The following is a 6,999-nucleotide window of genomic DNA, read 5'->3' as shown; positions in this document are numbered from 1 at the left end:
GCGCCTCCGTGGTCGGCGCCGGTGCCACCGTGGTCGGGGCGGGCGCCGCGGTGGTCTGGGCGGGCGCGACGGTCGAACTCACCACCGCCGAGGTCGCACCGCCCTGAGAACCGTCCGACGCCTTGTCGCTGCCGCACCCGGTAGCCCCCGCGAGCACTATCGCCCCGCCGATCACAGCCGCCGCGGCACGCACGACGAAAACCCCCGGTGTAGCAGACTTCATGAATACCTCGCCTCTGAACTGAAGTGCCATCTGTTCACTTCAGCGGGCAGTGTATTCAACCCACCCGCCCCACCCACACCGATTCGAAAAACTGCCCCGAATCTTCCGGGCACGAACCACGACTACGCAGGTCAAACCAACTTCCCCCAGTGGAACCTGTCCCAAATGCTGCACATCGACACCGACCCCGACCCCATCCAACAAGATCAGCGAGCCGTCCCGATTGTCTGATAGAAAGCTTCCGGCACGATTGTTTGCAGTGGAGGGGGCCGGGGTGGACGAGCCGCGGGTTGGGCTGGAGCCGATAGCGTTGGCGCAGGATCAGGTGGAAACCGAACCCGCGCGGGGGTATTGGACCGGTAGCGGGAAAGCCGTATGGGCGGCGGTACTCGGGGCGCTGATCGGGGTCGCGGGTGCAGGCATCGTCGTCGCGGTGTTCACACGGAATGATCTATCGCGAGTTCCATTGTGGCGGTTCGTGTTTCTCGTCGGCCCAATCCTGGTGGCGGGGACGTTTCTCGTGGGCAGCGTCCTACTACTGTGCCGGAGACCGGCGGGCAAGGTCATGTTGCTCGGAGCGACAGTCTTGACCATGGTCGTCATGCTCGAAGAGTCCATCCGTGACGGAGAGTTCAGCAGGGAACCGCGGGCCTTCACCGAATTCACTCTGCTCCTGCTGGGCATCATCGCCCTGGCCGCAAGCAAATCGACAAGGCACTGGCTATCCCGCCCTCGAAGCAGCGAGGGGCAGTAGGTGAGCGAGCCCCGGGGTGGGTGGGAGCCCATAGCGCTGCCGCAGGATCAGGTGGAGATCGAAGGGCCACAGGGGTATTGGAGCGGAAGCGGCAAGGCCGTGTGGGCGGCGGTTCCGGCGGTGTTGATCGGCGGGTTCTTGCTGTTGTTCGGTGTGACAACCCTCGCTGAGCACCGCATTGCGGCCATGCCGGTCTACGGGTATGCCCTGTTCGCGATGATGTTGCTGGTAACAGCCGCCCTTTGCCTCGGGGGCATCCTGCTGCTGTTCCGGCTGATCGTTGGCAAGTACGCCATCATTGCGGCCTGCGGACTGCTCATTGTCTGGGGCGTGGTTGGCGCAATTATCGAAGGAGAAGTCGGCTCCCCCGGGCACGCGGTGAGCGTGGCCGTCGTGTTCGGTGCCATCATCGCCCTGACCGCGAGCAAATCGACGAAACGGTGGTTGAGGGCGGGGCGGGGGTGAAAGATCGGGGGATGCGAATTTTCATGCTTCCGATTGCCGTTGGCGCGACCATGATCTTCTTCGCTCCTACCGCAGCCGCTGATTACTCACTCGACAGCGTTTCGATTTCCGCGCCTACCGGGAACTATGGGACCGGGTGCACTTACACGCTCACTGCGAAAGGGATGTACGCGTACTACACGCGGTTCTGGGACAACGGGGTGGCTGTGCCTACCGATGGGGTGGTGGACGGGTCGGTGATGAATCAGCCTTGGACGCCGACTACCGTTGGGCCGCATACCCTTGTCGCGCATGTCAATGGGGATCTGACCGACAAGTCGATCGTGCTCACCGTTGGCAACGGGATCAACCTCGGGAGTGAGTGCGTCGGGACGTAGTCGCGAAAGTCAGTGGGCGGGTAGGGAATAGCCGTAGCCGCGGTCTGTTCCCTGCTCGGCCATTGCTGCCAGTGACGCAAGAGCCCGCGGGTTGGCCGTGCGGGTCGAGATGAAGCCGCCGATCATGATCGCTGCCAGCATTGGCGAGGCGAAGTCGGGACTGAGACCGCTCAGGGTGTTGACCGCGAGGATGACCAGGAGGAGAACACCCACCGCCAGCTGAATCCACGTGGCGGCGAATGCCCCACGGCGGCTTTCACGTTCACGGATGATCAACTGGTTCCAGCGAACGACTTCCTCGGGCGAAGTGAGGATCGGCAGCTGCCGCGTGCGAACGGCCTCGTAAAACCGGCGCATCTCGTGCCTGCCGCCGTAGCGTTTCCGCGCTGACGCGATGCTGAAGGCGAAGATCGGGAGGCTGATCAAGACCATGACGGCACCGAACCAGCCGAGTCCCACAGCCGCGACGTACGCCGATTGGATTGCGGCCACCACCAGCACGACCGCCCACAGCGGCCCGTACATCCATCCACGAATCAGCTTCACGGAAGCCCCCTCCCTAGTTACCCGCAGTATCGCACGATCGGGGCGGGCGTAGGGTCGGGGAGCATGACCTTTCTTAGCGGGAGTAGCGGTGTTCCGGAGACTGTGCTGAACGATGGGAAGACGATTCCCTCGTTGGGGTTCGGGGTGTTCCTCGTCGAGGAGGGGGATACCTTCGGGGCGGTGTCGACGGCCTTGGAGACGGGGTATCGGCATATTGATACGGCCGCGATCTATGGCAATGAGGCCGAGGTGGGGCGGGCTGTCCGGGAGTCGGGGGTAGCCAGGGACGAGGTGTTCGTTACCACCAAGTTGTGGAATTCCGAGCAGGGGTATGAGTCGACGTTGCGGGCGTTCGACGCGAGCATGGAGCGGCTCGGGCTGGAGCAGTTGGATCTGTATCTGATTCACTGGCCGGTGGGGCAGGCGGACAAGTATGTGGACACGTTCCGGGCCTTCCAGAAGTTGAAGGCGGAGGGGCGGGTCGCCTCGATCGGGGTGTCGAACTTCAATCGGGAGCATCTGGAGCGGCTGATCGCGGAGACCGGGGAGGCTCCGGTGCTCAATCAGATCGAGTTGAGCCCCAATCTGATTCAGGCCGAGTTGCGGGCGTTCCATGCCGAGCACGGGATCGCGACCGAGGCGTGGAGTCCGTTGGGTCGTGGTGCGGCGCTGAAGGATTCGACCATCGTCGAGATCGCCGGGGAGACCGGGCGGACGCCCGCGCAGGTGATCATCCGCTGGCATCTGCAACTCGGGAACGTGGTCATCCCGAAGTCGGTGACGCCCAGCCGGATTCGGGAGAACTTCGATGTATTCGGGTTCGAGTTGAGCGCGGCGCAGATGAACGCCATCTCCGCGCTCGATGCCGGAACCCGGGTGGGTCCCGACCCCGCCACCTTCACCGCGGGACTGCTGTAGGCAGTCCCGCGGTCGCTTCGAGCCCCGGCGTCAGTCGGGGATCGAAGCGGTCAGGGGCACATTGACCCAGCTGGGCGCGTCGGGGTCCAGGCGCACATGCTCGGGCTTCAGGCCGGAATCGGCCAGGAAGAACAACGGCGGCAGGGCCTTCGGGAAATTGCTGGCGTAGACGTCGACGCGCAGGCGGTGGCCGGGCTGCAAGACCGCCTCGATCGGGGTCAGGGCGATGTCGAGGGTGACCGGGACACCCGGCACCGTCGGCTCACGCCGAGCCAGATCGAGGAAGTAGTGCGGCTCGGTGTAATCGCCGTTGGCCGAGGTCTTGCTGTTGGCCTCGTCGATCTGCCGCACCGACGCGACCAGCTGCCCGGTCGCGATCTCGCGCGAAGAGCCATCGGGGGCAACATCGTTGACGGTGGACACCCAGTACCCGTCGGCGGCGTCCTCCACCACGTTGAGGTGCACGTTCAGCGGTCCGGAGATGGTGGTCGCCTGACTCACGGGGCTGCTGGTGAAGGTCAAACCGTCGTTCTCCCAGACGCGCGAATCGTTCCCACACGCTTCGATGACCGCGAGAACGCCCGCGGAGATGCGCGCGCCGTCGCGACTGCACAGACTCAGCACACCGGGAGCCACGGTCAGGTCGTTGACACCTCCCTGCCGTGCCGTCTCGGACAGTCCACCATCGTACCGCGAATTCGGGCTGGTCCCGGACGGAATGTCATTGAGGTACAGCCGCCGATAGGTCGCCTCGGCGCGCGGGAATTCCGGCGCGTCGGTCCAGCCCGCGCCCTGCTGCTTCACCGTCAGCGGTGTGTACTTCTCGATCCCGTTGTCGACGCCACGCAGCCAGTGGTCGAACCAGGCCCGCTGCAACACATCCAGCCGCGGCGGCATGCCCGGATGACCGAAGCCGGCGACCCCGCTTCCGAGGTGATAACCATCGCCCATGACCAGCTTCTTCTGCTCCTCCGGCAGCGGAATCGAGGCGAAGGTGTCGGTGGGTGAGGTGCCGAAGATGTCGAACCACGCGCCGACCATGAACGTCGGCACCTGAATATTGCCGACGTCCGCCTTCAAACCCTTACGGAACGGCGAGTTCGGATCGACGAGTTGCTTTGTCCGCGCCGTCAATTGGTCCGGCGACAGCGCCGTATAGCCGTTGACGACCATGTCGACGAGCGTCAGCGGATCGGCGATGCGGTCCTTCAACCATTGCAATTGCTGTGCGGGATCGAACTTCCCGACCAGGATCGAGGTGATGTCCGGAATCATCTTGAGCGCGTTGACACCGATCAACCACGGCACCAGGAACCCGACACCGACCGCGCCTCCCGCGCCCGCGATGTCGTTGAAGATGTCACCGCTGCCCTCGTAGGCGAAGACGGCCTTGAGCCCCGGCGGTTTCCGGTCGGTGGCCTCGAGCGCGCTGATCGCGGTGAACGAGATCCCCATGGTGCCGACATTGCCGTCGCTCCAGGACTGCCGGGTGATCCAGTCGATCACCTCGGCCGCGTCCTGCTTCTCACGATCGCCGAAGACCTGCCAGTCGCCGCCCGAGGTGCCGGTACCCCGCAAATCAACCTGCACCAGGGTGTATCCCGCGTTGGCCAGCTTCCAATCCTGCAGCGCCGCTTCGATGGCTCCCGCGTCCGCCTGCCGGGTGATGTCGAAGATGCCGTCGAGGCCGACGCCCGGCAGGTTCAGCGATCCGACCCAATCTTCCAGGGGCTTCTTGATGCCCAGGCCGTCCGCGGCGCTGATCACCGCCTGGCCCACCAGGATCGGGAGTTTCCCGTAGCCCTGGAACTGGACGATCACCGGCCGCTTGCCGTCGGCGGCACGGCCGTTGTTCGCGGGATGAATGATGTCCGCCTTGAGCACCGTGCCGTCGCTCATGGTGATCGGCACCGCGAGATCGGGCGAAATGCTGTTGTAGGGCTGCGGACCGTCGACCGCCGCGGTCCAGCCGGCGGCGTACGGACCGCCGTCAATCCCGGTGAACGCGGTATCGGAGGAGGCCGCCGGGGCCAGAAACGGGGTACACGCAAGGATCGCGGACACGATCACGAACCCCTTCACAGCCAACCGCGACGGCCGTCTCAGACCAAGCCTCACTGTGTCCCACCTCTCACAGAATCCATGGCCAGATTGTTGCTACTCACGAGTAATAACGGCTCGCCCGAAGACGACATCGTTTTACCCCGGGACGACAGCGGAGATTGAGACTCTTGCGTCCCAGACAATTGGCGGATTAAGTTACGATCCCGACCGGAAGAGTTAATCGAAGGGGTACGGCTCGATGACGATCATGGCGCGCGCGGCCAGCCTGCGTGGCTGCCGCGAACTCGTCGACGAGCTCGGCGGCGACGGCGTCGCACTGCTGGACCGGTTCGGCATCGCACTCGAGGCCGTACACAGCGAGGACGCCCTGGTCCCCGCGGAATCCCTGGGCTGGGTGCTGGAAATCGCGGCGGCCGAACTGGATTGCCCCGACCTGGGATTGCGGCTGGCGGCCCGCCAGGACCCCGATGTGCTCGGCCTACTGGCGGTCGCGATCACCAATGCCGCCACCGTCGGCGAGGGCCTCGCCTGCGCCACCCGCTTCCTGTCGGTGCAACACGAGGGTATCTCGCTCGGACTGGTCCCGGATCCCTACGGGCACAGCGGAACTCTCGCGCTGAACTATCGCGATGTCGCGGAGGTCTCCGGACTACAGCAGGGCGTCGACCAGGCCGCCGGGCTCATCCACCGGCATCTGCTGCGGGTCGCGGGCGACTACGGCCTGCGGACCGTTCACCTGCCGCATCCGGCGTACGCGCCGATCGCCCGCTATACCGAATTCTTCGGCGCGGAGGTCCGTTTCGACATGCCGACCACCGTGTTCCGTTTCCCGGCGGAGCTGCTGGAACGCCCGATCGAGGACCGCAATCCCGTCCTGCACCGCCTCGCCATGGACTATCTCGAACGCAACTACCCCGAGACCGATCCGAGCATGACCGCCCGGGTCCGTCTGGCCGTCGACCGCGCCATGCTGGAATCCCGCGCCGATATCGACACCGTGGCCCGCATGCTGACCGTGCACGAACGCACCCTGCAACGCGCCTTGGCCGCGGAGGGCACGACGTTCACCGAGGTGCTCGACGCCGCCCGCCGCGATGCCACCTATCGGCTGCTGTGCGAGACGGATCTGCCGATGAGCCGGATCACCGCCATCGTCGGCCTGCGCGAGCAGTCCGCGCTGACGCGGGTGGTGCGCCGCTGGTACGGCATCACCCCGCAGCAGGTGCGGACCGCGGCCCGCGCCCGGCGGGCGGGCCGCCCTGGGCCGGAACGTGTTTCGGTGGCCCAGGGCGGCCCCTCGGCCGGTCCGATCACATCGAGAGATCAGCCCGCGAGCTTCGCCAAGTTGGGGAAGTTGCTCAGCTCCCATCCGCCGTCGACCACCATGTCGATGCCGGTGATGTAGGAGGCGTCCTCGGAGGCGAGGAACAGGCTGGGAGCCGCGATCTGCTCCGGGGTGGCGGCGCTGATTCCGGTGGACGCCATCGTGAATACCGACCGCCGGTATTGCGCGGCCGGTGTCCGCCTGGATATGGATATGAATCCGTCGCCGGAGCACCTCCCCAACACCTCCGGCGTCACCCGCTTCTCCATCGACTTCCGCACCGTCCACCTCGGCGACGTCACCGCCGTCCGCGGCGCCCGCAACGTCG

General features: G+C 65.4%; 8 protein-coding genes and 1 pseudogene. 6 read left to right on the top strand and 3 right to left on the bottom strand.

The window, feature by feature from the left end; all coding sequences use genetic code 11:
* Positions 1-497 precede the first annotated feature (497 nt).
* The 3 genes from ACWELQ_RS33185 to ACWELQ_RS33175 are packed head-to-tail and all read left to right on the top strand — an operon-like array spanning position 498 to position 1,819.
* On the top strand, positions 498-977 hold the full coding sequence (locus ACWELQ_RS33185; protein WP_452400984.1) for a hypothetical protein: 480 nt from the start codon (positions 498-500) through the stop codon (positions 975-977).
* On the top strand, positions 978-1,442 hold the full coding sequence (locus ACWELQ_RS33180) for a hypothetical protein (protein WP_452400983.1): 465 nt from the start codon (positions 978-980) through the stop codon (positions 1,440-1,442). It begins immediately after the preceding gene.
* Positions 1,443-1,453: 11 nt separating this feature from the next.
* Positions 1,454-1,819 carry a hypothetical protein gene (locus tag ACWELQ_RS33175; RefSeq protein WP_452400982.1) on the top strand — a complete coding sequence of 122 codons (366 nt, stop codon included), beginning with the start codon at positions 1,454-1,456 and terminating at the stop codon, positions 1,817-1,819.
* 9 nt (positions 1,820-1,828) lie between these two features.
* On the opposite strand, the gene ACWELQ_RS33170 is transcribed toward ACWELQ_RS33175, so the two are convergent.
* Entirely contained in the window at positions 1,829-2,365 is a 537-nt protein-coding gene (locus ACWELQ_RS33170) for a hypothetical protein (RefSeq protein WP_452400981.1), read from the bottom strand.
* 63 nt (positions 2,366-2,428) lie between these two features.
* On the opposite strand from ACWELQ_RS33170, the gene ACWELQ_RS33165 reads away from it, so the two are divergent.
* Positions 2,429-3,283, top strand: coding sequence for an aldo/keto reductase (locus ACWELQ_RS33165; RefSeq protein ID WP_452400980.1), 855 nt, complete (start codon positions 2,429-2,431; stop codon positions 3,281-3,283).
* Between the two features lie 30 nt (positions 3,284-3,313).
* On the opposite strand, the gene ACWELQ_RS33160 is transcribed toward ACWELQ_RS33165, so the two are convergent.
* Positions 3,314-5,347 carry a CocE/NonD family hydrolase gene (locus ACWELQ_RS33160; RefSeq protein ID WP_452400979.1) on the bottom strand — a complete coding sequence of 678 codons (2,034 nt, stop codon included), beginning with the start codon at positions 5,345-5,347 and terminating at the stop codon, positions 3,314-3,316.
* Between the two features lie 238 nt (positions 5,348-5,585).
* Here ACWELQ_RS33160 and ACWELQ_RS33155 point away from each other — a divergent pair, with 238 nt between their 5' ends.
* Entirely contained in the window at positions 5,586-6,752 is a 1,167-nt protein-coding gene (locus tag ACWELQ_RS33155) for an AraC family transcriptional regulator (protein ID WP_452400978.1), read from the top strand.
* Here the strand turns inward: ACWELQ_RS33155 and ACWELQ_RS33150 are convergent.
* The gene (locus ACWELQ_RS33150) at positions 6,671-6,880 is read right to left on the bottom strand and encodes an SDR family oxidoreductase (protein ID WP_452400985.1); all 210 of its coding nucleotides are present in this window, start codon (positions 6,878-6,880) and stop codon (positions 6,671-6,673) included. The genes ACWELQ_RS33155 and ACWELQ_RS33150 overlap by 82 nt on opposite strands.
* Here ACWELQ_RS33150 and ACWELQ_RS33145 point away from each other — a divergent pair.
* A pseudogene (locus tag ACWELQ_RS33145) lies at positions 6,804-6,999 on the top strand (hypothetical protein); the annotation flags it as partial. The gene ACWELQ_RS33150 and the pseudogene ACWELQ_RS33145 sit on opposite strands and share 77 nt — an antisense overlap.

This window comes from Nocardia sp. NPDC004722 (genome assembly GCF_053601505.1).
The sequence above is the reverse complement of the archived record's forward strand: the minus strand, read 5'-3'. Positions and strand labels throughout refer to the sequence as shown.

Coding starts and splice junctions, on each gene's coding strand:
- ACWELQ_RS33175 (WP_452400982.1), top strand. CDS start 1,454: ATGCGAATTTTCATGCTTCCGATTGCCGTTGGCGCGACCATGATCTTC.
- ACWELQ_RS33155 (WP_452400978.1), top strand. CDS start 5,586: ATGACGATCATGGCGCGCGCGGCCAGCCTGCGTGGCTGCCGCGAACTC.
- ACWELQ_RS33165 (WP_452400980.1), top strand. CDS start 2,429: ATGACCTTTCTTAGCGGGAGTAGCGGTGTTCCGGAGACTGTGCTGAAC.